This window comes from Selenihalanaerobacter shriftii (assembly GCF_900167185.1).
GTDB classification, from domain to species: domain Bacteria; phylum Bacillota; class Halanaerobiia; order Halobacteroidales; family Acetohalobiaceae; genus Selenihalanaerobacter; species Selenihalanaerobacter shriftii.
Genome location: NZ_FUWM01000006.1, coordinates 44,603 through 70,909, shown reverse-complemented (window position 1 = coordinate 70,909; position 26,307 = coordinate 44,603). Strand labels below are relative to the sequence as shown.

The following is a 26,307-nucleotide window of genomic DNA, read 5'->3' as shown; positions in this document are numbered from 1 at the left end:
AAAACTACCTTTGCGGTTATATTTTAAAAATGGAGGTGTTGTTTAATATGCAGAAAAAAATTCTAAAGGATGTAAATGTTAAAGATAAACGCGTACTAGTTAGAGTTGATTTTAATGTGCCTATGGAAGATGGGGAAGTAACAGATGACACTAGAATTAAAGCTGCTTTACCTACAATCGAATATTTAATAAATGAAGAAGCTAAAGTAATCTTAATGGCTCATTTAGGTAGACCAGGGGGAGAAGTAAAAGAAGAATTAAGGTTAGACCCGGTAGCTAAGAGGTTAGCTAATTTATTAAATAAAACAGTATTTAAAACTGATGAAACAGTAGGAGCTGAAGTTGAAAAAGCTATTAATGAAATAGAAACAGGAGATGTAGTTCTATTAGAGAATACTCGCTTTAATCCAGGAGAGAAACAAAATGACTCTGACTTCGCGAAGAAGTTAGGGGAATTAGCTGATTTATATGTTAATGATGCTTTTGGAGCGACTCATAGAGCACATGCTTCTACAGCTGGTGTAGCTGAATATACAGATGAAGCAGTGATGGGTTTTTTAATTCAGAAAGAATTAGAGACTATGGGTGACGCTATTCAGGATCCTGAAGAACCATTTGTAGCAATTATGGGTGGTGTTAAAGTTTCTGATAAGATAGGAGTTATTGAGACTTTAATTGAGAAAGTTGATGCCTTATTGATTGGTGGAGGTATGGCTAATACTTTCATTGCAGCTCAAGGCTATGAAATAGGAGATTCCTTATTAGAGGAAGAAAAAATAGATTTAGCTAAAAAATTAATTGATAAAGCTAAAGAAAAAGGGGTAAAACTGTTAATACCAAAGGATGTAGTAATTGCTGATGACTTTGCTGCTGATGCAGAACATAAAGTAGTTTCTGTTAAGCAGATTGAAGATAAATGGCAGGCACTAGATATTGGACCAGAGACAGTGAATGACTTTAAAGATGTAATTAAAGATGCTAAGACTATAGTCTGGAACGGGCCAATGGGAGTATTTGAAATGGCTACTTTTGCTAAAGGGACTTTTGAAATTGCTGAAGCATTAGCCGAATCTGATGCCATAACTATTATCGGTGGTGGAGATTCAGCAGCAGCAGTTAAAAAAGCTGGTTTAGCTGATGATATGACTCATATCTCCACTGGTGGAGGAGCTTCTCTACAGTTTATGGAAGGTAAACCTTTGCAGGCAGTCGAAGCCCTAGATAACAAATAAGTACAAAGATAACTCAAAGTATAGTAATCTTTTAATAAGAAATATAATAATGAATATATACGCAGCCAGTCATATGAAAATCAAGATTGATTTATAGTAAGTAAGTTCTATATATAAATATAGATTAAGAGGAATTGGGAGGAGAGTAATTATGCGAAGACCATTTATAGCAGGTAATTGGAAGATGCATAAAACGAATAGTGAAGCGGCAGAGATGGTAAGGGAATTAGTAAACTTAGTGCAAGGAGTAGATGATGTAGATATAGCTATTTGTGCACCAGCTACAGCATTATCCACAATCAATGAATTAGTTGATAATACTAATGTAGCTTTAGGTGCTGAAAATATGTTTTGGAAAGAAGAAGGGGCATATACTGGTGAGATTTCTCCATTAATGCTTAAAGATGTTGGGTGTGAGTATGTGACCCTTGGCCATTCTGAAAGAAGAGAGTATTTTGAAGAAACGGATGAAGAAGTGAATAAAAAAGTAAAAGCTGCTTTAAAACACGAGATTAAGCCAATTATTTGTGTTGGTGAGACTTTAGAAGAAAAAGAAGCAGGTGAAACAAAAGAAAAAGTTAAGAGTCAGGTTTTGAATGCGTTAAGTGATGTAGATAGTAATAATTTAGCAATAATCACTATTGCTTATGAACCTATTTGGGCAATTGGAACTGGTGAGTCTGCAACTGCTGAAGATGCAAACGAAGTAATTAAATATATTAGAAATGTTTTAAGTAATGAGTTTGGTGATGTAGCTGATCAGATGAGAATTCAGTATGGAGGTAGTGTTAAGCCTCATAATATTGCTGAATTCATGGAGACTTCAGATATTGATGGTGCCTTAGTGGGTAGTGCCAGTTTAGAAGCTCAATCTTTTGCTGAAATAGCTAAGTTTAGTAGTTAAGGGAGGTAATTTATGTGACATCGGTACCCAAACCTTTTGCCTTGGTTGTCTTAGATGGTTGGGGGCTTAATGAAAAGGAGAAAGGTAATGCAATTAAACAAGCTAATACAAATAATTTCGAAAAACTTTTAGATAAATATCCTAATACAGTTTTGGAGTCTTCGGGGAAAGCAGTAGGGTTACCCGAGGGACAGATGGGTAATTCAGAAGTAGGTCATTTGAATTTAGGGGCAGGTCGAATTGTATATCAAGATTTAACTAAGATTAGTTTAGCGATTGAAGATGGATCATTTTTTAAGAATAATGTTATTTTAGAAGTAATTAAGAACTGTAAATGGAATGATTCAGCCCTTCATTTATTAGGGTTATTATCAGATGGTGGTGTTCATAGTCATATTGAACATCTTTATGGATTATTAGAATTAGCTCAAAAGAATGAAATAGAAGAAGTATATATTCATGCTATATTGGATGGTCGAGATGTGCCTCCAAAGAGTGCTAAGGGCTATATTAAGGAGCTTGAGAAGAAGATAGAAGAAATAGGTGTAGGAGAGATAGCAACAGTTAGTGGTAGATATTATACAATGGATCGAGATGAAAGATGGGATAGAATAGAAAAAGCTTATAATGCTATGGCTTTTGGTGAAGGAATTACAGCAGAAAGTGCATTGGAAGCTGTAGAGCAATCTTATCAAGATGAGAATACAGATGAATTTGTTTTACCAACTGTAATAGTTAAAGATAATAATCCTGTTGCTAAAGTAAATGAGAATGATTCAGTAATTTTTTATAATTTTAGAGCTGATAGAGCTCGACAAATCACTCGTACTTTTACTGATTCAGCTTTTCATGGTTTTGAACGTAAGCCAGAAGCACCTAAGGTGCAATTTGTCTGTATGACGGAGTATGATGAGACAATTGATGCTCCAGTAGCTTATCCTCCAGAGACTATTATCAATACTCTAGGAGAAATTTTAGGTAAGAATGATTTAAAACAGTTACGGATTGCTGAAACTGAAAAATATGCTCATGTTACTTTCTTTTTTAATGGAGGTAAAGAGAAACCTAATTCAGGTGAAGACAGAGAATTAATTCCTTCACCAAAGATAGCTACTTATGATGAAAAGCCTGAAATGAGCATTTATGAAGTGGTTAATAGATTATTTGATAGATTAGAGAATAATAATTATGATGTAGTGATTATGAATTTCGCTAACCCAGATATGGTAGGACATACTGGAGACTTAGATGCTTGTAAAGCTGCTGTAGAAGCTGTCGATAAAACTTTACCACAAGTTGTAGATAAGATTTTGGATATGGGAGGGGAGCTTTTAATTACAGCTGACCATGGTAATGCAGAGCAGATGCTCGATTATGAAACTAAAGATTTATATACTGCTCATACTAATAATAAGGTACCATGTATCTATGTTACTCAAACTGAACAGGATATTAAAATAGCTAATGAAGGAACTTTAGCAGATATAGCCCCTACCATGTTGGAAATACTAAATATTGAACAGCCTAAAGAGATGACTGGAAACCCATTATTTAGAATTGATAATTGACAATTAAAATTCTTAAATAATTAGATCATTAAAAACTAAAAGATTATACAATTAAAAAGAGGAGGAAATGAATATGTTTTATACTGCTATTGAAGATGTTTATGCTAGAGAAATTCTTGATTCAAGAGGTAACCCTACTGTTGAGGTAGAGGTGATATTAAGTAGCGGTGCCATGGGTAGAGCTGCAGTGCCATCAGGAGCATCTACTGGTGCTTATGAAGCAGTAGAATTAAGAGATGGGGATGAAGATAGGTATTTAGGAAAAGGAGTTAGGCAAGCAGTTAATAATGTAAATGAAGTAATTGCTCCGGAATTAGTTGGAATGGATGCAACTAGACAGGTAGAAATAGATGAAATTATGATTGAATTAGATGGAACTGAAAATAAGGGGGATTTAGGCGCTAATGCTATTTTGGGAGTTTCATTAGCAGTAGCTAAAGCAGCAGCTCATGCTTTAAACTTACCATTATATAGTTATATTGGTGGAGTAAATGCTAAGGAACTACCAGTACCTATGATGAATATATTAAATGGTGGAGAACACGCAGATAATAATGTAGATATACAAGAATTTATGATTATGCCGGTTGGCGCTAATACATTCTACCAAGCCTTGAGAATGGGAGCAGAAATATTCCATAATTTAAAGAATGTTTTACAAGAGAGAGATTTAAATACTGCTGTAGGTGATGAAGGTGGTTTTGCTCCGAATTTAAGCTCTAATGAAGAAGCACTAGAAGTAATTGTAGAAGCTGTAGAATCTGCTGGGTATGTTCCAGGTGAAGATATTAATTTTGCTCTTGATGTAGCTGCCACTGAAATTTATCAGGATGAAAAGTATATCTTAGCCGGTGAAGGTGTAGAGAAGACATCTGAAGAGATGGTTGCTTTTTATTCAGAATTAGTAGATAAGTATCCAATTATCTCAATTGAAGATGGATTAGCTGAAGATGACTGGAAGGGTTGGCAGCAGATGACTGAAAAATTAGGAGACCAGGTTCAAATTGTTGGAGATGACCTTTTTGTAACTAATACAGAAAGATTAGCTAAAGGAATTGAGATGGGTGCAAGTAACTCTATCTTAATTAAGGTAAATCAAATTGGTACTGTTACTGAGACTTTAGAAGCTATTGAGATGGCTAAGAAGGCCGGATTTACCGTAGTAGTTTCGCATCGTTCAGGAGAAACAGAAGATACTACTATTTCTGATTTAGTAGTTGCTACCAATGCTGGCCAAATTAAGACTGGAGCTCCATCGAGGACTGACAGAGTAGCTAAATATAATCAATTGTTAAGAATTGAAGAAGAATTAGGGACAATAGGTTATTATAAAGGAATTGATGCTTTTTATAATTTATAATTTCAAAATAAAAATAGGGCTGTTTAAGCCCTATTTTTATTTTTTAACCATTAATTGTAATCAAATTTTAATTTTTTGTTGTCTTTTCCATAGAAGTGTGTTAAAATTAATAATGGTAAATTTCTTAGGAGGTGTAGAAAAGGGTGCTATTTTTAAAGATAATTCATATTATAATGTCTATCGGTGTAATTGCTGGAGTTCTTTTACAGTCAGGTAAAAGTGCAGGACTTTCTGGAGCGATTTCTGGTGGTGCTTCTTCACTTTTTGGAAATGAAAATAAAGCATTAAATGAAAAGTTAAGTAAGCTAACTACTGTAGCGGCAGTTTTATTTATGCTAACTTCATTACTATTAGCTGCTTTATAAGTTTTTAATCCCCTAATTTATTTAGGGGTATAATAATATAATAGAATTTAATAGAAAAGAAGGAGGAATATGTTGTGGGGATTTATGCAATACCGCTTGCTGGAATTATAGCATTAATTTTTGCATTTGCACTTAGAAGTAAGGTTAGCAAAGCGGATATGGGGACAGAAAGAATGGAAGAGTTAACTATAGCTATCAATGAAGGGGCTATGGCGTTTTTAAGTACAGAGTATAGGAATTTATCTATTTTTGTAGTAGTTGTAGCAATTATTATTGGAATTTTTCTTAATATTCCTACTGCCATTGCTTTTGTTACAGGGGCAGTTTTTTCAGCTTTAGCTGGTTATTTTGGAATGCAGATTGCTACTAGAGCAAACTCTAGAACTACTAATGCTGCTCGTAGTGGAATGAATGAAGCGTTACAAATCGCTTTTTCTGGTGGAGCAGTTATGGGAATGTCGGTTGTTGGTTTAGGTCTTTTAGGATTAGGTGGACTATACATATTATTTAATGGTAATGTAGAGTATATAAGAGGATTTGCCTTTGGTGCTAGTTCTATTGCTTTATTTGCTCGTGTTGGTGGTGGGATTTATACAAAAGCTGCTGATGTAGGAGCGGATTTAGTTGGTAAAGTAGAAGCAGGAATTCCAGAGGATGACCCTCGTAACCCTGGTGTAATCGCTGATAATGTTGGTGATAATGTTGGTGATGTAGCAGGGATGGGCGCTGACCTATTTGAGTCATATGTAGGTTCTATTGTGGCAGCTATGGCATTAGGTGCTGGATTAGCAGAAAAGATGCCAGAGATTGGAGTTAATTTTGTTTTATTACCGATGTTTATTGCTGCTATTGGTATTGTTGCTGCTATTATTGGAACGCGATTTGTTAAAGCTAAAGATGAAGTTAATTTAGGTGCTGTATTAGAAAGAGGAACTTTAGTTGCAGCAGGTTTAACTTTAGTTAGCACTTATATATTAGTTAATTATTTACTTGGAGATTTAAATTATTTCTGGGCGATTTTGGCTGGATTATTAGCTGGAATTATTATCGGTCGAATTACTGAATATTATACTTCCGATCATAAGCCACCGGTTCAACATATTGCTGATCAATCACAGACTGGTGTAGCTACTAATATTATTAGTGGTTTAGCTGTTGGTATGAGAAGTACTACTTTACCTATTATTGTAATTTCAATTGCGATTTATATAGCTTTTAACTTAGGTGGATTATATGGAATTGCTTTAGCTGCTGTTGGAATGTTATCAACTACTGGTATTACATTAGCAGTTGATGCTTATGGACCAATTGCTGATAATGCTGGTGGAATTGCAGAAATGGCAGAGCTAGAACCTGAAGTTAGAGAGATTACAGATCAATTAGATGCTGTTGGGAATACTACTGCAGCTATAGGTAAAGGTTTTGCTATCGGGTCTGCGGCTTTAACATCATTAGCTTTATTCTCAGCATTTACTGAAGCAGCTAATTTAGAGACTATTGCTTTAACTAATCCAAATGTAATTATTGGTCTCTTTATTGGTGCTGCGTTACCGTTTTTATTCTCAGCAATTACTATGGAGGCTGTAGGAAAAGCAGCTTTTGAAATGATTGAAGAGATTAGACGGCAATTTAGAGATATTCCAGGAATCATGGAAGGTGAAAGTAGACCAGAATATGCTAAATGTGTAGATATTAGTACTGCTGCTGCTTTAAGAGAAATGTTATTACCAGGTGCTATGGCAGTTATTACACCGATAGTTATTGGATTATGGAGCGCTGCAGCTCTAGGTGGTTTATTAGCTGGTGCTTTATCCTCTGGTGTATTGATGGCGATTATGATGTCTAATGCCGGTGGAGCTTGGGATAACGCTAAAAAGTATGTTGAAAGTGGTAATTTTGGAGGTAAAGGTACTGAGACACATGATGCTACAGTTGTAGGAGATACAGTAGGTGATCCATTTAAGGATACTTCTGGACCTTCTTTAAATATTTTAATTAAGTTAATGACTATTGTGTCATTAGTATTTGCACCTTTATTTGTATAATTTACAATAGATGATAACTAAGAATATAATTAAATCAGAATATATGTTAATAAAAAACCTTCTGACCAATTTTAGATTCGGTCAGAAGGTTTTTTTATTTTTTGATTTATTAAATATATGTGAATAACTAAATTATACAAAGGAAAATGATATTAAAGACAGAAATTTAATAATAATAGACTGGTAAAGGAGGAATAATTAGTGATAGAAGTAAAAATCATAGGTTTAGAAGAAGATTTAAATTTAAAGGCTGAATTTAGTGATAATTTATTAAGTTTTTTGCAAAAAAATGATATAGAAGTAGATGCTAATTGTGGAGGAAATGGAGTCTGTGGAAAATGTAAAGTGAAGGTTAAGGGTGAAGTTTCAGATGTGAAAATTAAAGAAAGAGATTTGTTATCTAAATTAGAGTTAGAACGAGGGATTAGGCTAGCATGTTTAACTACTATAGAGGGAGATATTGAAGTTGAATTAATAAGTGAGGGCAGGTCTACTTTACGAATACTAGATGAGGGTGATGAAGACGAGCTACATTTAGAACCATTAATTCAAAAAGATTATTTAGAATTAGAGGAGCCTACTTTAGAAGATCAAGCTTCAGATTGGACACGAATTAATCGTGAGTTTGATGAAGAGTTAAAGGTTAATCTAGATATATTGAATAAACTACCTGATATTCTTCGTAATGCTGAGTATAATATTACTGTAGTTAGACGGAATGGACAGGCAATTGGGATAGAACCTAGTGATACTACAGATTTTAATTATGGTTTAGCATTTGATATTGGAACGACTACTGTAGTTGGATACTTATTGGATTTAACTACTGGAGAGCAAGTAGGAAAAGTAGCTATGGCTAATCGTCAAAGTGATTATGGTAGTGATGCTATATCTAGAGTTAATCATGCTATTCAAGGAGAGACAGGTAGAAATGATCTTCAAGATAGAATAATTAAAGTAATTAATCAAATTATCGTTGAATTAATTGATAAATATCAGATTGAGAAAGAGAGGATATATGAGCTGGTTTTTGTTGGGAATACAATTATGAATCATCTATTATTGGGATTAAAGGCAGATAATGTGGCTAAATCTCCATATGTTTCTGTAATTAATGAGCCTCAAATGGTGCCTGCTAATAAATTGGGGATTGATTTAGGTCAAAATGCTTCTGTTACATATTTACCTAATGTTGCTAGTTATGTAGGTTCAGATATAGTAGCTGGGTTACTCACTACTAGAATAGATCAAAGCTCAGACCTTAAGTTATTGGTTGATCTTGGAACAAATAGCGAGATTGTATTAGGTAATCAAGACAGGATGATAGCCTGTGCAGCAGCTGCTGGTCCAGCTTTTGAAGGTGCAGAAATTGAATTTGGTATGAACGGTGTAGAAGGTGCCATAGAAGAAGTCAGAATAAATGATGAACTAGAGATTAGTGTAATTGGAAATCAGCCGGCTAAAGGTATTTGTGGTTCTGGGATTATTTCATTATTAGCTGAGTTATTAAAGAAAGGTATTATTAATAAAACAGGTAAGGTATTATCAGTTGAAGAGATGGATGATTCAGTACCACAGGTAATTAAAGATGCAATTATTGAAGAAGGGAATAATAGAAAAATAATTTTAGTTAATGCAAAAGAAGCTGCTAATGGAGAGCCAGTAACTATTAGTCAAAAGGATATTAGAGCTATTCAATTAGCTCAAGGTGCTATTAAAGCAGGAATTAAGATACTTATGAGTGAATTAGGAGTAGAGAGCAAAGATATTTCTGAAGTTTTAATTGCGGGTGGTTTTGGTAATTATATTCAGCCACAAGATGCAGTTACCATTGGTGTATTACCGACTTCACCTGAAATTAAAATTAAGGGAATCGGTAATGCTGCTGGTAGTGGAGCAAAGGCTGCTATATTGAGCCAAGAAAAACGGAAGATAGCTAAAGAAATAGCTGAAAAAGTGGATTACTTAGAATTATCCGGTAGGCAGGATTTTCAGAATGAATTTATGAGTTCAATGTCATTTGAAAAATTTGAGTAAGCCTTGAAAAAGGAGATTTTATTTTAACATAGAATTAAATTATGAAGAGTAGGTAAGTCTAGGAGGAATTATTATGGAAAGACAGGGGGAAGAGATGTGTTTTGCATGTGGACCTAAAAACCCTATTGGATTAAAATTAGAGTTTGAATTAAATGATGACATCATAGAAAGCAAATTCACCCCTGAGGAAGTACACCAAGGTTTTGATGGCATTATGCATGGTGGATTAGTTTCTACCCTTTTGGATGAAATAATGGCAAATATGCTTTATTTACAAGGTGTTAAGGCTGTAACTGCTAAAATGGAAACTAAATTTAGAAAACCAGTAGAGATTGGCCAAGAATTAACTATTACTGGTTGGATAGAAAGAGAAAAGAAACGGACTATAAATACAGCAGCTAAGATAATTAATCAAGAAGGGCAGAAGGTTGCTGAAGCTGAGGCAGTCTTTATGAGGATAGATGGCAAATAACAAAGACTAGATACTAATACTGTCACTGATACCGACACTGACCATTGACATCGACACTGATCACTGACACTATATATAGGAGGGAGTGTCAATGAAGAGGAATGAAGCATTACAGAAATTAAAAGAAAATCTAAATAATAAAAATCTTATAAAACATTCTATTGCTGTAGAAGCAGGTATGGAGGAATTAGCAAAACATTTTGATAAAGATGTGAAAAAGTGGGGATTGGCTGGTCTTTTGCATGATATTGATTATGAGGAAACAAAAGATGAGCCTAATAAACATAGTATAATAGGCGCTAAAATGTTAGAAGAGTTAGGACTATCCGATGAGATAGTTTATGCTGTAAAGGTGCACAATGAAGCTCATGATTTACCACGAAAAAGCGAAATGGATAAAGCTCTTTATGCAGTTGATCCATTAACAGGACTTATTGTGGCGTCTACTTTAATTCATCCAGAAAAGAAATTAGATGTTGTTGATGTGGACTTTGTAATGAATAGATTTGATGAAACTTCTTTTGCTAGAGGTGCAAATCGTGAGCAGATTAAAGCTTGTAATGAATTAGATCTAGATTTAGATGACTTTATTGAATTAGTATTGGTGGGAATGCAATCTAAAAGTGATGAATTAGGATTGTAATTTTTTGAAATAGAACTAGGTGGTATAATTTAGATATAAATTGGGCACCCTAAAATTATAAAGAAGGGGTGCCTAAAGCATGTTTGATAAATAAGAATTTAATAATTAGGAGGGGTAGGAATGGGCGCTAAAGATGAAATTTTAAACTTTATGCATAATAAAGCATATAAGCCATTAACTGCAGAAGAGTTATTGAATGCATTTGAAATATCGCAGCAAGAAGAAGATATGTTTTTAAAAATATTAGATCGAATGGAGCAAGATGGTGAAATAGTTCAGACTAGAATAGGTAGGTATGGAATACCAGAGAAAATGAATTTAGTAGTAGGGAGACTAGAAAGACATAGTAAAGGATTTGGATTCTTAATTCCTGATGATATAGAAAAAGAGGATGTTTATATAAGTGCTGGTGACATAAATGGTGCAATGAATAATGATCGAATAATAGTTAGAATTAAAGGAACAGAAAATGGAAAGAGATTATCAGGGGAGATTATCAGAATATTAGAAAGAACTAATAAGACAATAGTTGGTGATTTTGAGGCAAGTCAGAACTTTGGATTTGTAGTAGCTGATGATTCACATATTCATTATGATATTTTTGTACCTAAAAAAGAGACTAATGGTGCTAGTCAAGGTCAGAAGGTAGTTGTGGAGATTACTAGATGGCCAGAAGAGAGAAGAAATCCTGAAGGTAAAATTATTGAAATCTTAGGTAATCGAGGAGAACCAGGAGTAGATATTGAAGCAATTATTCGCAAATTAGACCTCCCTAAAGAGTTTCCTAATGAAGTAAAGGAGCATGTAGCAGCTATCTCTGAAGAAATTCCTCAGCAGGAAGCAAAACGTAGAAGAGATTTAAGAGATTTAAAGATGGTAACTATTGATGGAGATGATGCTAAAGATTATGATGATGCAGTTTCTATCGAAAAGATAGGAGATAAAAATGTAAAATTAGGGGTGCATATTGCGGATGTTGCTTACTATGTTAAAGAAAGTGATATTTTAGATCAAGAAGCTAGAAGGAGAGCAACAAGCATTTATTTAGTAGATAGGGTAATACCTATGTTGCCAGAGAAACTATCAAATAATCTATGTAGTCTACGGTCAGGTGAGGATCGTTTAGCAATGACTGTTTTAATGAATTATGACCTAGAGACTGGAGAGTTAACTGATTATGAGATATTAGAAAGTATAATTAATGTGAACCATCGTTTGACTTATAATAAAGTAAAAGAAATATTAGTTAATGAAGATGAAGAGTTGATTCAACAATATGATGATTTTATTGATGAGTTAAGATTAATGGAAGAATTATGTTTAAAATTGAGAGAAAACCGATTTATTCAAGGTAGTATTGATTTTGATTTCCCTGAGACTAGATTAGTTTTAGATGATGATGGTAAACCGATAGATATTATTAAGGTAGAACGAAGTATAGCCGAGAAATTAATAGAAGAATTTATGATTAAGACCAATGAAGTAGTGGCTGAAGATATGTACTGGCGAGAAGTACCATTTATTTATCGAGTTCATGATTATCCGGATCAAAGTGATTTAGAAGCACTAAATGAATTTATCCATAATTTTGGTTATCATATAAAAGGAATAGACAGTGAAACGCATCCTAAAGCATTACAGATGGTTTTAGAAAATGTAAAAGGAGAACCTGAAGAGAAAGTGATTAATACGGTTCTACTTCGGTCTATGAAACAAGCTCATTATGCAGATCAAAATATTGGACACTTTGGTTTAGCCAGTGAATATTATTCTCACTTTACTTCACCTATAAGACGTTATCCTGATTTAATGATTCACAGAATTATAAAGGAAGTAATTAATCAAGGTAAGTTAAACCAAAGTAGAAGTGAGAAATTAGAAGAGCTATTGCCTGAAATCACTGATCATTCATCTATTAGGGAGCGAAAAGCTTCTGATGCTGAGATGGAGTCTAAGGATTTAAAGAAAGTTGAGTATATGCAAGATAAAGAAGGTGAAGTATATGAAGGAATTATTAGTGGCATGATGTCATTTGGTTTCTTTGTAGAGTTGCCAAATTCAATAGAAGGATTAGTTCACGTAAGTAATTTAACTGATGATTATTATATTTATCATGAAGATAAGCAAGCCTATATTGGAGAACGAACTGGAAATACTTATCGATTAGGAGACCAGGTAGAAGTAGCGGTTGATAGAGTGAATTTAGCAGATAGGCAAGTAGATTTAGTCTTAACTTCCAAATAAAAGATAACCTTTATTTGCTTTACCCCTTGACAGATAGAATATAGGTGTTATAATGTTATATGCAGCTTGATTTAAGAGGTGAATAGACTATGAGTAAAAATGGTAAAGTGATTGTGCGAAACCGAAAGGCAAAACACGAATATCATATTGAAGAGACCTATGAAGCAGGAATTGTCTTGCAAGGGACAGAGGTTAAGTCTATTCGCCAGGGTAGGGTTAACCTAAAGGATAGTTTTGCTATAGTTGAAGATGGAGAATTATTTTTGTATAATATGCATATAGCTCCATATAAACAGGGTAATCGTTATAACCATGATCCTGAAAGAGTTAGAAAGCTTTTATTGCATAAACGAGAGATAAGAAGTTTAATTGGTAAGACTCGGGAGAAAGGTTATACTTTAGTTCCGCTTAACCTTTACTTTAAAAGAAATATAGTTAAAGTTAAGTTAGCACTAGGTAAAGGGAAAAATATTCATGATAAGCGGGAAGATATTAAGAAACGTACTGCTCAAAGAGATATTGAGAGAGCATTTAAAGATAAACAACTGAATAGATATTAAGTATAGAATGTAAAATTGCTTTCCAATTATGGGGGTGTTTTGGGAATCGACTTGAGTGTTGACACCAGGAAAGCGAGCCGAGGACTCCTTTCACTCGTAAAATACTGGAAACTTAAAATTATCTGCAAACGATAATAATTACGCTTTAGCGGCTGCGTAAAGCACCGCTACACTTAATAAGTATCTTGTCTGTGGATGCTTATAAGTGTCATAACTAGCAGGCTACTCATCTTCTGATGCTTGTAGGGGGATGGGGAAATTACAAGCTACTAACTTTAGATCCTGCTTATGGGAGCTAAGGTTACGATTCTAAAGCATAAGCTACGCTCGTAGAACCCTGAGTGGAGACTTTTAAGGACGGCGGTTCGAATCCGCCCACCTCCACCAAATTAATAATAAACTTTAAATTGTATGAGAATTACCTTGCAATTTAATTAGTATTATGATAATATATTAATGTTGTTAAATAAATGATAAATATTTGCGTACGGGTGTAGCTCAATTGGCAGAGCACTGGACTCCAAATCCAGGTGCTGCGGGTTCAAGTCCTGCCACCCGTGCCATTTTTTTATATTTATTTTGCTATTTTACCTTGCTTGTACCTATTATGATAGGCTTAAGCGACGATATTGTTATGTTAATAATATGTTTAAAATAATTAATTTATGAGCATTGGATTTCATTGTATTTTGATGATGATCCAGTGCTCAGTTTTTTTATTTTAGATAAAACTTCAATTCATTGTTTATCCTTCTTTATTCATAGACAAGCAAAACCCTGTTAGGAAGAACAATTTTAAAAAGAATGAATAGTATATGAATTAGAAGGAGGCTGTATATGTCATTAGAAAAAAAGCTTAAAGACCAGGTGAAAAAGAAGATTAAAGGACAAATAAGAACTAAAATTAAAAAAGAGATTATTAATGTTGTAAAAGAAGCTGAATTTCCAGTTGAAGATTTAGAAGTTTTATTTAATTTATTTCCAGAAGGAAGAGATACTGTCTATAAAATTAGTAGTTTCGAATTTACAGTTGGTGAGGCTGAAAAGTTATTAGAAAATGATGACTTTCCATTTAAAAATCCTGAAGAAATTGCTAATGTTATTTTAGAACGCTTAGAAATTTAAATTATGAAAGAATAAACCTCCTGGATATCCAGGAGGTTTACTAATTAAAATTTTATTTTTTATTTATATGTTTTCCTACTTCCTGGTCTATTCCCTTAACATGATTAACTAACCAATCTGCCGCTTTTCTATTAAATTTCATTAAGGTTACTGCACCTACTTCTTTTTCTTCAATCTCTTTTTGAAACTCCAATACTTCATTTACAAAATTATCATGAATATCTTTATGGATATCACAATCAGGATAATCATACTTTTGTTGAAGTTCTTCTTCATCATTAAAGTGTTTTACAGTATAATCAGCTAAAAATTCTAAAGTCTTTTTAAACTCGCTTTTTCCCTTATTTGAACTGCTAGCAATAATTAAATCATTAATTCTTTTAAAAAGTTCCTTATGTTGCTCATCAATCTTTTCTACTCCAACAGAATAACTATCATCCCATTTAATAATCTCCATTTCCTCTTCTGTGCTTTTTTCTACATCTATGTTAGAATTATTCATTGAATCATTTACATCCTTACTTATCTCTGCAAGGTCATTAGAAGAACTCATTACCACATCAAAAATTTCTGAAATGTTCTCCGATTTTTTCATTAACATATCACTATTTTCAGCTAAATTTTGAGCAGAAACAGCCGTTTGTTCAATCATTTCTGCTGTCTGCTGACTAACTGTCTCGATTTCAGTAAAGACTTGGTTAGTTTCTTTTGCTACCTTTTTTCCTTCCTTAGCTTGTACATTTACTTCTTTAATAGAATTTAATCCTTCACTTGATTTAGTTTGAGTTGCTTCAACTATTTCTACAATATTACTAGTAGCATCAGCAGTTTCTTCGGCTAATTCTCTAATTTCTTCCGCTACTACCGCAAAGCCCTGACCATGTTCTCCTGCACGAGCAGCTTCAATGGCAGCATTTAAAGCCAATAGATTAGTTTGGTCTGCTATATTAGTAATTAATTCTATAATCTCTCCTATTTCCTGAGAATAATCATTTAACTCTTGCATAACTTCTATAGTTTCATCAACTGCATGATTAATATCCTGTATACTGTTAATTGTTTCTTGAATATTATTCTTTCCTAAATGAGTATGAGAAGTTGCTTCTTCAGCAAAACTTGTTACTTCTTCAGCACTAGCTGATATATCTTGAATACTAGAAATCATATCTTCTATAAGATCATTTGTATCTTCTACCTCTGAATTACCTTCTCGAGAAGAAGCTGATAACTCATGACTATAGATAGATAGATTACCAATTTCACTTTTGATTTTTTTAATAATTTCTCCCTGGTTGCTCCCTGATCCGCCAAAGGAATCTATTAATTCATCTTTTAATAAACCTATTTCATCACCACTTGTTACTTTCAAATTAGATTCAATATCTCCTGTTTTAATTTCTTGTAACCACTTGATTGCTTCATTTAGTCTATTTGTCACTAATTTATTTAATAAAAATTCAAATAAAATTAAGCCAAGTAAAATAGTAATAAAAATTTCTGTTACTCCCGTAAAAAAGTTTCCTACTATAATACTCAATAAAAGAATTAAAATTACTCCAATTCCAAATTTCAAATGTAAACCAATATTTTTCTTTCGTACTTTAGAATTCATAAATTTTCCTCCTCTTAGTATTCTCTCTAGCACTAACATATTATAGGTTTTTGCTGTCATAAGTATAAGTAAATTTCATGAAAATTAGCTTTATCATTGCAAATATTTATAGTAACTAAACTAAAAATATTACAAAGTAAAATGCCATTATTATGTTTATTCGACAAAAAATAATATTCTCCTTTGAAGAAATTATGGATGATTACTAGGATAATACAATATCAGAAAGATTTTCGCTATAATAAAATTATACTAGGTAATTCAAATCAATTCTGAAACCGAAGTTTATCCAAAATGACAGAGCACTGGACTCCAAATCCAGGTGCTGCGGGTTCAAGTCCTGCCACCCGTGCCATTTTTTTATATTTAAAAAAATATGCATATTAGTACATAGTTTGGACTAGCAATACTTGACAATTATAATAAATTATTATATAATTTAGTTGCCCCTATGTTAGGGGGGCAATAGGATAAAAAATTAAGGAGTGATTATGGATGCTTACAGTTACTGATAAGGCAGTTGAAAAGTTTCAAGAACTGTTAGAGGATGAGAATAAACCAAAAGCTTTAATTAGAATTTTTCTACAGTCAATTGGCTGAGGTGGCCCAGACTATGGATTGACTCTTGTAGAGTCAAAAAATGATGATGATGAATTAGTCGAAGCTAAAGGGCTTAAATTTATTTTAAGCTCAAAAATTGTTGATCAATTGAACGGAGCACAAATTGATTATAAAAAGTCATTCTTTGGTAGTGGATTTGCTATCACTGGCGGCAATCAGCCACAAGGCAGTTGTTAATTAAAATATTTAAATAAACTATATATTAACTAAAGAAAGCCTGTTCTCGTTAACGAGAACAGGCTTTCTTTATTATTCATAATAAAGAATCATTGCTAAAGAGCACTAAGGTTATAATAAATGTCGAAAAATAAAAGGATTAACAGAAAAATTACAGAATGATACATATATATAGATAATGGATATATATATCATTCTTCTAAAGGCATTTATGAATTCATGTGGATTATTGTAACTATATTGATAGTCTTTTGTTAGCAATTAGTAAGAATGATATGTTAAAATATTAACTGAAAAGTCAATAATTTGTTGAGGGAGCTTATATTTTGAAATTCAATAATTTTGTTATAGGGAGCTGTAATTTATGGGTGATATAGTTGTTAAGTCTAAATTTATTCCTCCTAGATGTCAAAATAGGTTTTGGCATAATAAATTTTTGTGGAGAAAATATAAAAAAATCAAAGAGTATCCCTTAATGATTTTAGAAGGTGGTCCAGGTTACGGTAAGACTACTACGTTAGTTAATTTTCTTACTACTAATTCTCCAGATGCTCATTATTGGTATAGTATTGAAGAAAAGAAGATTGATACTACTACTTTTTGGATTAACTTAGTTAATGCTTTTGGAGTTGGGAATAAAAAAATTGAAAATGCTACTTCTTCTTTATTACAAGAATTAAAACAAAAAGATTTAAGTATAAATACATTCATAAAAAAATTAATTAATATTTTAATAGATAATTTAACTACTGACACCTATTTAATACTTGATAATTTTCATCTTGTTTTAAATAATGAATCGATTTTAGAATCTCTTAGTTATTTTATAGAATCACTTTTTTCTTCACTGCATTTAGTAATTTTAAGTAGGCAAAAGGTCCAATTTCCTAAATTATCTACTTGGCAGGTAAAGGGGGAAGTAGCAATAGTTAAAGAGAGAGATTTTATATTAGATCAGCAACAAGTAGAAGAATTGATTTCAGTACAATATGACCTTCAACTTAATACTTCTGAGATAGAAAAGATAATTAAGACGACGGATGGATGGTTGCTAGCTATTGATTTAATGGCTAGAAAATTGAAAGAAGGAATGAAATTAGAAGAAATCTTGTCTAAGGAAGATAATACTTTTGAGATGATTTTTGATTATTTAAAGTATGAAATCTTAGATGATTTAAATCATAGGTTGAAAGAGTTTTTATTGAAGACTGCTATATTAAAGAAGTTAGATGTTAGGATTTGTGATCAATTATTAGATATTGATAATAGCCAAATGATATTAGAGAAATTAGTTACTAAATCAAGTTTTATTGAAAGAATAGATCAAGGTCAATATCGTTATGGAAAACATTTTCATGAAGCTTTAAAAACGAGAACGGATAAAGTATATGATCAAGATGAATTACATGATAAGGCTAAAAAAATTTATTTAAAGAATAATTATTTTGACGAAGTTTTATATCATAGTCAAGAACTAGAAGAAAATGATGAAATAGCTCAATTAGCAGTTGCACATAGTAAAGAATGGTTAAAAGATAATGAATTTGGTTTATTACGAAAATATTTAACAGCTTTATCTGAGGAAGCATTCCATGCTTATCCATTATTATTAATCTATAGAGGAAATTTAAATTGTTGCTTAGAAGAATTTGAATTGATGATTGAGAATTATCAACAAGCAAAATATATCTTTCAGCGACAGAATAATAATGAAGGTATAGTTATAGCTTTAATAAGACTTACTAGATCATATTTTTATATAAAATCCACTAAAGGTTTAGATTATTTTCAAAAATTAAAGGGATATAAAAGAGAATTATCAACAGACCAAAAGGATATGTATACATATTTAAAGATTAAGAGTAAACTTATACAAGGTGAGGTTAAAGAAGCAGATAATTTAGTAAAAGATGTTCAAATTAGTGATAAGTATTATAATAGTTTAAAATCTAGTCTTGCTTTTAGAAAAGGTAATTTAAAGGAAGCTTTAAAGTTAATAAGAAAAGTAGGAGATTTTAATAAATATTTTTGGAATTCGATTTCTTTTCATAATAATCCGCTTTTTTATCCTATATTATATCATTTATTTAGAGGTGAAGTTGATGAAGCCCAGACGTATATATGGGAAAAATTAAAATCATGTAATGGAATTAATAAATCATTACTAGAATCATATCTAGTATTTAGTTATCGTTTATCTAGTGCTCATCTGATAGAGTATTATAATAAAGAATATATTCATATATTAGATGCTATAAATAAGCTATCTTCTCCTTTAGATTTAACTTGGCATAAGTTCGAAGTATTAGCACAATTAGTTTCTTTCCAAGCATTCTATGGGAATATAGAAGAAGGAATAAAATATGGCAAAAAAGGTTTAACGTATGCTGATGAACAAAGAGATAAATTTGCTAAAGGTATTCTGTTACGAGGACTTGGTTTTAACTATTACTTTAATGAAGAATTAATGAAGGCAGAAAATCATTTTAAAAAATCTAGATATATTTTTATAAATATAAATAATAAATTACAATTAGCTTCTTCATTAATGTGGCTAGCATTAACATTATTTAAACTTAATAAAGAAGTTGAGTTTGAAATTATTATGAGTAAATTTTTACAAATAATCCAGGAGAATTCATATGAATATCTTATTTTAAAGTCATCATTAATTGGTACTAGTGACCCTAATTATTTTATTCCTATTTTGATAGAAGCTCGTAAGTTGAAGGTTAAATCTGACTATGTTAATAAATTATTAAATGAACTTGGTTTATCAAAATTAAATAGGCATCCGGGGTACCCTTTAAGGGTCCAAGCTTTAGGTGATTTTAAATTATTTCGTGGAAGAGAAGAAGTTGTAGAAGAGGATTGGAAAAGAAAGAAAGCTAAAGAGCTTTTTAAATTATTCTTAGTTAATCATAAAAAATTAATTTCTAGAGGAAAGATTTGTAATTTATTATGGGCAGATAAAGCGATTGAGGCAGCTAAAAGAAGTTTTAATGTAACATTAAATGCATTGAATAAAATTTTAGAGCCAACAAGGTCAGCACAAGAAGAACCATATTTCATCATTAGACAAGGATCTTCTTATGGCTTAAATATAAGTATTGCTTATGATTATGATGTAGCTCTATTTGAAAAGTTGTTTAACAAAGGCAAGAAAGCAGATGAATATATAATTAGGATAAACTATTACCGCCAAGCTATTAATCTATATAAAGGTGACTTATTACCAGGTGATTTATATCAAGATTGGATTACTAAAGAAAGAGAAAGATTCATGAGTTTATTTTTAGATATGGCTGATGAATTATTAATATATTATTATCAGAATAGGGAATATGAAAAATGTATTAAATTAACAGATAGAATGTTAGAGATTAATAAACACTTTGAACAGGCATATTTTTATAAAATGAAAAGCTATAATCAAATGGGGCAACGGTCTTTTGCAATTAAAGCTTATCAGAGTTGTAAAAAAGTTTTAAATGAGGAATTAAAGATTAATCCTAATTCTAGGATAGAAGAGTATTATAGGTCAATAACTTTATAGTTTGAATATATTAAAGGAGTCATCTTATTAATAAGATGACTCCTTTAATTATTTATTTAGGTATGTAAGTACATTGTAAGTGAGATGTAATCAGTTAGAAAGGTTAATATGTTAAAATATAGTAGAATAAGAATTATATTAAAGGAATTGGAATAATAAATGAAGAATAAAAAACTATTTGTCATTTATATATATAGGCTAAAAAGATTTTGAAAGGAGAAATGGTTTGAAACCAAATAGTAGTGAACTTAATGAACTGAATATGACACTAAATAAAAAATTAGTAAAATTATCTAAGTTAGTTGAAGTAAAGAATGATTTAGTAAATAAAGAAATCATAAATTTGAGCAAAGAAATAGATAAAATAGTATTAAAGATACTTAATAAAGAAGGAAAAAAGAGATAATAGTCGAAATAACTAATATAATATACAAGAAATATACTTTATATATAAATGCATACATAATAAGCTTATTAGCGACAAATTTTTTGTATAAACTTATATAATTTATAACTACATAATATTTTATAGGATGTTTTTTATATGATATTGCATGTGCGACAACTCACAAGATTAATAATTAAAATTTTCCGTGAGAAAGGCATACCTTTTGTAAAGAAAGGGACGCAAAGCTATGAGTCTAAGGTATAGTTGATTTTATACTAAGACTGTCTGGCTTCCATGGGATAGGTGTAACAACAAACCTTATCCCTAATTAGGGATAAGGTTTGTTGTTTTTGGCTTTTATCATATATATTTAGAGATTTAAATTAGTTAGGGAGGTGATAGCTTGGCTAAATCTAGTCAGGTATTTCAAAACATAATAGATGACTTAAATTATAGTTTGAAGCACAACATAGAATCTTTAGAAGATATCATTGATAAGACTGAAGACTTCTATGGATTGATTTCAAACCGATTACCTGAGATTGAAGAGAATATAGATGAAACTATTGAGGAAACTAAATTATTAATTAATTATTTTATAGAAACTGATGAACCTGAATCTGAAATCGATACTAACTTTCAAATGAATGAGGTGTTAGAAAACTTAGAAGAGAAGATTCATCAGGTCTATGATTCATTATCAGCTAGAGATAAAGTATCTGAGATATTAGATGATTTTATAATGGATAATGATGAAGAAGAAGCTCAATTCATGGAAGTATTAAATTTAATTGAAGAGTTAGAAGAAGTATTAAGTGAGCTAGAAGACCTTTCAATTAATGCTATTATAGTTTCAGCTAAGGCTGGCAAAGATGGGGCAGGCTTTAGAGTGATCTCTAATGAGATTAATCGTTTAGCTGCTAATATTAAAGATAAGTATGAATTTATTGAAGAGAGTATATTAACTTTACAGAAGTGGTATCAAGGGTTTACAGGTGATTTAAATGAGTTAGGAACAATTGAAGAAAATATTTCATCTAATTACCGAATGGAAATTAAAGAGATATTTGAAGATATATTAGATTCATTACAGACTATTGCAGATATGTTAAAGGACTTTATGGGACATATTCAACAATCTGTAGAACCTATCTACGATATTATTATTCTAGCTCAAAATCAAGATATAATTAGACAGAATTTAGAGAACTTAATTGAAATTATGTTAAGTACTCAACAAGAGATTAAGGATTTTGAGGTAGCTAATAGTGAAGAGGAAGTTATTTTAAACAAGTTAGTCTTTATTACTGAAGTGTTAAATTTATCTAAAAAATTAATGAATAACATTTTGAAGCAATTACACGATTCATTATTCACGATTCAAGAAGAGTTTACTCAGATGAGTTCTGATTTGAATGAGATTAGAGAGGATGGGGAGCAGTTAAGTCTCTTTTTTGCTGGAGGTTCTAATGGATCTGGATCGACAGATAAGGTTAGTTTAGAATTGATTTATCAAAGATTAATTGATTTTATTCCTAAATTAACAAGTGAATTAGAGGGAATAGAAGATAGATATTCCCATTTAATCAGTGATAAAGCAGTGTTTTATGAAAATATGAATAAGATTCAAGATCAATTCTCAGATATTAGTGGGGTTGCAGGTCAATTTAATAAGATTAAACTTTTGGCTAAGATTGAATTTACCCGGATGTTAGGTACTAAGAAAGATTTTGCCAAAGATATTGAATCAGCAATTAAAGATTTCATTGACTCTAGTAAATATAATCAACAGGCATATAATGACTTAAAAGAAAATTTAGAGACTAATTACAGTCAGTTTATAGATATATCGGTAGAAGTTAAAAATAAGATTAATCAATCTACCCAAACTATTGCAGATTCAGAAGAAAAATTATTATTAACTAAGCAGTTAATTAAGGAAGCTATTCAAGCTTTACAGCAATCTATTGATGGTTTAGTCTGTGAAATAGAGACAGTTAATCAGCAGATAGATGAATGCTACACTTTACAAGATCAAGGAGAAGAAATTATTGATTCTTTAGAAGAGTTTGAGTGTAAAGCTTTACAATTAAAAGAAGATTATTTAACAAAAATAGGTCAAGATGATTGGGTAGGACATAATGAAAGACTACAGGAGTTAATGAATGAATTTACTAGTTATTTAGAACGAAAGACAGCTCAGGAGGAAATTACTGATTTAGAGATAGATGTAGGTAGTGAAGGAGGAGAACTAACATTATTTTAAGAGAGGAGGTAGGATTAATGAGAGTTAAGGAATCACAGGATGAGGTAATGATTTACATAGAAAGTAAGAATATAGATATTACTAATTCTAAACAATTAAAAGAGAAGATATTTTCATTTATTGACCAAGGGATTAAAGAAATCATTCTAGATTTTTCTGAAGTGCAGATGATTGATAGTTCTGGTATAGGGAAATTATTATTAAGCCAAAAAAGATTGAGTGAGGTTAATAGTAAATTATCTTTAGTTAATATTAAAAGTGATTATATAGAAAAAATTATTAAGTTAATTCATCTAGATGAAGTTATTGAGGTGAAGGAGGGATAATATGGTTGCTGATTCAGCAATAGAACTACAGATTCCGGAAGAGTTAACTATCTATACTGTACAATCTTTTAAAGATAAGATTCTAGGCAGATTAGATATTAAAGAAGATTTAATTTTAAATTGTCAAGATATGAATATTATTGATGGAGCAGGTATTCAATTATTATTATCTTTAGAAAAGACAGCTTTAAATGAAGAATTTAATATATTCTTTAAGAGTCCTACAGACAGTTTTAAAGAGAGCTTAAAGTTAGCAGGAGTTAGTGAACTATTCAATGTAATTGAGGAGGAAGTGAATGATGGGCAAGAAGATATTAATTGTTGATGATTCAAGAACTGTTCGTTCTTCAGTTAAGTATACTTTAAAAAAAGAAGGGTATGAAGTTATCGTAGCTAAAAATGGAGAAGATGGTTTACAAAAGTTAAAAGAGAATGATTCACCTACTGAAAGGCCAAAAATGATTATTACGGATGTTAATATGCCAAAAATGGATGGTATTACTTTTGTACAGGAAGTTAAAAAGGATAGCAAGTTTAAATTTATTCCTACTTTAATTTTAACTACAGAGTCACAGGCAGAAATGAAGAAGAAAGGTAAAAAAGCAGGAGCAGCTGGATGGTTAGTGAAACCGTTTGAGCCGGAGCAGTTAATTAGTGTAGCCAAGAAATTTATTAGATAAGAAAGCTAGATAGAAAGGAGGGGCAAGATGAGCGATGAGAATTTAATTAATATTTTTATTGAAGAGGCAGAAGAGCTTCTAGCTAATTTAGAGATTGATTTATTACAATTGGAATCTGAGCCAAATAATCATGATTTAATCAATAGAATATTTAGAGCAATGCATACTCTTAAGGGGAGTGCTAGCTTGACTGGATTAGATCAAATAGCAGATTTTGTTCATCATGCTGAAGACTTATTAGACAGACTCAGGAATGGTTCTTTAAATATTAATTCAGAGATAATTAATTTGCTTTTAGAAAGTCGAGATTTAGTTGAAGATATGGTAAAGTCTATTATTGAACCGAAATACGAATTTGATGTAGCAAACGTACAAGAGGTAAGTAAATCATTACAATATTTTTTAGGTATTGATGATGAGGATGAAGTAGTATCTCATGCCAAAGTAAAAGGTAGCAGCATAGATGAAGAAAGAGTTTATAAAATAAGTCTTGATTTTAATTCTAACTTATTCGTAACAGGGACTGATAATTTATTATTAATTAGGGAATTAAGTGATTTAGGAGAAGTTCTTGATAGAAATATTAATCTAACTAAGATTCCTGATATTTATAATCTTGATCCAGAAGAGTGTTATATAAAACTAACGTTACTAATTAAGACTAAAGAGCCTATTGAAAAAATTAATGATGTATTTATCTTTATTGAGTTTGATAATAAGATAGAGATAGAAGATATTACTGAAAATTTCACTCAAGGTTTAGATTTAACTTTAGCTGATAAAAAGACTGGAGAAATATTAGTAGAGAAAGGGATTTTAGAGGAAGAAGATATTCAAGAGGCATTAGCTAAACAGAAAAAAATTGGAGATGTTTTAGCAGAGGACGGTAAAGTCAATAAAAAACAAGTAGAGAGTATAGTTAAAGAGCAACAAAAAAGTCGAGAAATTAAAGCTAAGAGTACAGTTAAGGTTGATACTGATAAATTAGAAGCATTAATGAATTCTATGGCAGAATTGATCATTTCTCAAGCTAAAGTAAGAGAGTTAGCATTAAAGAATAATGTAAATTCTAATATGAAATTAGTAACCTCTTTAGATGAGATGGATAAACGAATTCATAATTTACAAGAAGAGATTATGAAAGCAAGGATGGTTCCAATCGGAAATACATTTTTGCGTTTTAGAAGATTGGTAAGAGACTTATCTAAAGAGCAAGGAAAAGAAGTTGATTTAGAGATTAAAGGTAAAGAAACCGAGTTGGATAAAACTGTTATTGAGAAGATTGGGGATCCATTAAAGCATATGATTAGAAATTCCATTGATCATGGGATTGAGTTACCTGAGGTAAGAGAAGAGAATGGAAAACCTAGAAAAGGGACTATTACGTTAAATGCTTATCACCAAGAAGGGAATATAATAATAGATGTTTCAGATGATGGTCAAGGACTAGATAGAGATAAAATCTTAAATAAGGCTGTTAATCAAGGTGTAATTGAAGCAGAACAGAATTTGACAGACGATGAGGTTTATCAATTAATCTGTGAGCCAGGTTTTTCGACGGCTCAAAAAGTAACGGAGACTTCTGGGCGTGGGGTTGGCATGGACGTAGTTAAGAGTAATATTGAAAACCTGCGAGGTACTATTAATATTTCTAGTGAGCTAGGTCAAGGAACTACTTTTAAATTAAAAATTCCGTTAACTTTGGCTATTATTGATGGCATGGTAGTTAAAATAGGTTTGGATCATTTTATTATTCCGTTAAATTCGATTGTGGAATTTACTCAGCCTTTAGAGCAGCATGTAAAGACTGTCAAAGGAAAAGGTGAAGTAATCAAAATTAGAAATGAATATGTTACTCTTACTAGACTACATAAAGTACTTGACATAGAGGCTAAAGAGATTAATCCAACAAAAGGAATCTTAGTTATTGTTCAAGAGAATGGAAAAAAGACATGTTTATTAGTGGATGAAATATTGGGACAACAGCAGGCAGTAGTCAAGAGTTTAGAGGATAATTATACTTATGTAGAGGGTATGGCTGGAGCTACTATTTTAGGAGATGGAAATGTAGCTATGATTTTAGATGTAGCTACAATACTAAGAATGGCAGTCAGATAGGAGGGGAA

General features: G+C 31.5%; 21 protein-coding genes, 1 tRNA gene, 1 other RNA gene and 1 riboswitch. Of the genes, 22 read left to right on the top strand and 1 reads right to left on the bottom strand.

The features are described from left to right. The first annotated feature begins 47 nt into the window (after positions 1-47). The 14 genes from B5D41_RS03725 (at position 48) to B5D41_RS03660 (ending at position 14,555) form a co-directional block, all read left to right on the top strand. Positions 48-1,232, top strand: coding sequence for a phosphoglycerate kinase (locus B5D41_RS03725; protein WP_078809266.1), 1,185 nt, complete (start codon positions 48-50; stop codon positions 1,230-1,232). A gap of 151 nt (positions 1,233-1,383) precedes the next feature. Beyond that, positions 1,384-2,136, top strand: a complete 753-nt coding sequence (gene tpiA, locus B5D41_RS03720) for a triose-phosphate isomerase (RefSeq protein WP_078809265.1) — start codon at positions 1,384-1,386, stop codon at positions 2,134-2,136. A gap of 14 nt (positions 2,137-2,150) precedes the next feature. Next, on the top strand, positions 2,151-3,704 hold the full coding sequence (gpmI, locus tag B5D41_RS03715; RefSeq protein ID WP_078809264.1) for a 2,3-bisphosphoglycerate-independent phosphoglycerate mutase: 1,554 nt from the start codon (positions 2,151-2,153) through the stop codon (positions 3,702-3,704). Positions 3,705-3,777: 73 nt separating this feature from the next. Continuing rightward, positions 3,778-5,064: a phosphopyruvate hydratase gene (gene eno / locus B5D41_RS03710; protein WP_078809263.1), complete on the top strand. Its 1,287-nt coding sequence runs from the start codon at positions 3,778-3,780 to the stop codon at positions 5,062-5,064. A gap of 143 nt (positions 5,065-5,207) precedes the next feature. Continuing rightward, positions 5,208-5,429: a preprotein translocase subunit SecG gene (secG, locus tag B5D41_RS03705; protein WP_078809262.1), complete on the top strand. Its 222-nt coding sequence runs from the start codon at positions 5,208-5,210 to the stop codon at positions 5,427-5,429. Between the two features lie 74 nt (positions 5,430-5,503). Further along, positions 5,504-7,474 (top strand): sodium-translocating pyrophosphatase, encoded by a 1,971-nt coding sequence (locus B5D41_RS03700; RefSeq protein WP_143555654.1) that lies wholly within the window; start codon positions 5,504-5,506, stop codon positions 7,472-7,474. Positions 7,475-7,675: 201 nt separating this feature from the next. After that, a complete protein-coding gene (locus B5D41_RS03695) occupies positions 7,676-9,511 on the top strand; it encodes an ASKHA domain-containing protein (protein WP_078809261.1) in 1,836 nt (611 codons plus the stop codon). Positions 9,512-9,584: 73 nt separating this feature from the next. After that, positions 9,585-9,983, top strand: a complete 399-nt coding sequence (locus B5D41_RS03690; protein ID WP_078809260.1) for a PaaI family thioesterase — start codon at positions 9,585-9,587, stop codon at positions 9,981-9,983. A 91-nt stretch (positions 9,984-10,074) separates the two neighbouring features. Further along, positions 10,075-10,626, top strand: coding sequence for an HDIG domain-containing metalloprotein (locus tag B5D41_RS03685; RefSeq protein ID WP_078809259.1), 552 nt, complete (start codon positions 10,075-10,077; stop codon positions 10,624-10,626). A gap of 120 nt (positions 10,627-10,746) precedes the next feature. Next, positions 10,747-12,870 carry a ribonuclease R gene (gene rnr / locus B5D41_RS03680; RefSeq protein ID WP_078809258.1) on the top strand — a complete coding sequence of 708 codons (2,124 nt, stop codon included), beginning with the start codon at positions 10,747-10,749 and terminating at the stop codon, positions 12,868-12,870. A gap of 89 nt (positions 12,871-12,959) precedes the next feature. After that, on the top strand, positions 12,960-13,430 hold the full coding sequence (gene smpB / locus B5D41_RS03675) for an SsrA-binding protein SmpB (RefSeq protein WP_078809257.1): 471 nt from the start codon (positions 12,960-12,962) through the stop codon (positions 13,428-13,430). A gap of 30 nt (positions 13,431-13,460) precedes the next feature. After that, positions 13,461-13,817: a transfer-messenger RNA gene (gene ssrA, locus B5D41_RS03670) on the top strand. 100 nt (positions 13,818-13,917) lie between these two features. Beyond that, positions 13,918-13,993, top strand: a tRNA-Trp gene (locus B5D41_RS03665). A gap of 274 nt (positions 13,994-14,267) precedes the next feature. Further along, on the top strand, positions 14,268-14,555 hold the full coding sequence (locus B5D41_RS03660) for an MTH865 family protein (RefSeq protein ID WP_078809256.1): 288 nt from the start codon (positions 14,268-14,270) through the stop codon (positions 14,553-14,555). 52 nt (positions 14,556-14,607) lie between these two features. Here the strand turns inward: B5D41_RS03660 and B5D41_RS03655 are convergent, their stop codons facing one another. After that, positions 14,608-16,167, bottom strand: a complete 1,560-nt coding sequence (locus B5D41_RS03655; RefSeq protein ID WP_078809255.1) for a bacteriohemerythrin — start codon at positions 16,165-16,167, stop codon at positions 14,608-14,610. A 618-nt stretch (positions 16,168-16,785) separates the two neighbouring features. On the opposite strand from B5D41_RS03655, the gene B5D41_RS03650 reads away from it, so the two are divergent. The 8 genes from B5D41_RS03650 to B5D41_RS03615 all read left to right on the top strand — a co-directional run bounded on the left by B5D41_RS03650 (position 16,786) and on the right by B5D41_RS03615 (position 26,299). Continuing rightward, the gene (locus B5D41_RS03650; protein WP_078809254.1) at positions 16,786-16,965 is read left to right on the top strand and encodes a hypothetical protein; all 180 of its coding nucleotides are present in this window, start codon (positions 16,786-16,788) and stop codon (positions 16,963-16,965) included. Positions 16,966-17,329: 364 nt separating this feature from the next. Further along, positions 17,330-20,521: an AfsR/SARP family transcriptional regulator gene (locus B5D41_RS03645; RefSeq protein WP_078809253.1), complete on the top strand. Its 3,192-nt coding sequence runs from the start codon at positions 17,330-17,332 to the stop codon at positions 20,519-20,521. 226 nt (positions 20,522-20,747) lie between these two features. After that, a complete protein-coding gene (locus B5D41_RS03640; protein ID WP_078809252.1) occupies positions 20,748-20,927 on the top strand; it encodes a hypothetical protein in 180 nt (59 codons plus the stop codon). A gap of 185 nt (positions 20,928-21,112) precedes the next feature. Further along, positions 21,113-21,206, top strand: a riboswitch (cyclic di-GMP riboswitch). 106 nt (positions 21,207-21,312) lie between these two features. Next, on the top strand, positions 21,313-23,175 hold the full coding sequence (locus B5D41_RS03635; protein ID WP_078809251.1) for a methyl-accepting chemotaxis protein: 1,863 nt from the start codon (positions 21,313-21,315) through the stop codon (positions 23,173-23,175). 17 nt (positions 23,176-23,192) lie between these two features. Then, complete coding sequence (locus B5D41_RS03630; RefSeq protein ID WP_078809250.1) at positions 23,193-23,501, top strand: STAS domain-containing protein; 309 nt, start codon at positions 23,193-23,195, stop codon at positions 23,499-23,501. A gap of 1 nt (position 23,502) precedes the next feature. Continuing rightward, complete coding sequence (locus tag B5D41_RS03625; protein WP_078809249.1) at positions 23,503-23,826, top strand: STAS domain-containing protein; 324 nt, start codon at positions 23,503-23,505, stop codon at positions 23,824-23,826. After that, the gene (locus B5D41_RS03620) at positions 23,801-24,181 is read left to right on the top strand and encodes a response regulator (RefSeq protein ID WP_078809248.1); all 381 of its coding nucleotides are present in this window, start codon (positions 23,801-23,803) and stop codon (positions 24,179-24,181) included. The genes B5D41_RS03625 and B5D41_RS03620 overlap by 26 nt, the downstream gene beginning before the upstream one ends. 27 nt (positions 24,182-24,208) lie before the next feature. Continuing rightward, positions 24,209-26,299, top strand: coding sequence for a chemotaxis protein CheA (locus tag B5D41_RS03615; protein ID WP_078809247.1), 2,091 nt, complete (start codon positions 24,209-24,211; stop codon positions 26,297-26,299). Positions 26,300-26,307 lie beyond the last annotated feature (8 nt).